The following is a 772-nucleotide window of genomic DNA, read 5'->3' on the forward strand; positions in this document are numbered from 1 at the left end:
GTATGTCCATCCATCGAAAAAGGGCAACAACGAGTGCGGGCCAGCCTGGAAGACCCGAAGGGCGCGGCCTGAAGCGCACATCTGCTGCGCCTTGCCTCTCGGAAAGGGAACCACCCTGGCCATCGAGACAAGACACAACAGCTGCACGCTTCAGGCCACGCTGAGCATGCAAGGGGTTATTCAGAGGTTCCCTAACAAAAGGTTAATCGCTGCACTATGCAACGGGTATGCTATGATCGGTGTGCTTTTTTATATCCGGGGCGAATAATGAAAATAATCAAAACTGCCGCGCTGTCCTTGAGTTTGCTCCTTGTTGCCTGTCAGGGCCTGCAAGGGGAACGCCAGGGCGATTACTACTTTTCACCGGCCGGCGCCTACATCCTTGATCTTGGCATCAACACTTTCCGTGGCGAAGTGGTGCTGGATGAACGCTGTGACCGTAACGGGGGCTCCACCACCTTCTGGGACGGCAGCGGCCGCCTGTTTCGGGTGGACTACCTGAACGTGGAAAACCACCCGATGATCGAAGCCCCGCGCTTCGCATCAGACCTGACGCTGCTCAATCTCAGCCTTAACAGCTACCTGCGTGAAGTGGTCGCCAAAGCCCCCATGGTCACCAGCGCCGAAGCCTCCTACCGGGAATTCCTGGACGATGCAGACCCGAAGGCGCTGTTCGCCATCATCGGCATCAATGTCGATGCGGCCAAGGTGAAGGATGATGAGGTGGAAAGCGGCACCTACTACTACGGCTTTATGCTGTTCAAGCGTGGCG

1 protein-coding gene is annotated in these 772 nt (G+C 56.9%); it reads left to right on the forward strand.

Annotated features, from left to right (window positions below):
* Nucleotides 1–267 precede the first annotated feature (267 nt).
* On the forward strand, nt 268–772 hold a 505-nt coding region (locus A3754_RS23590; protein ID WP_063521506.1), incomplete at its 3' end, for a hypothetical protein.

The organism is Alcanivorax sp. HI0083, assembly GCF_001635175.1.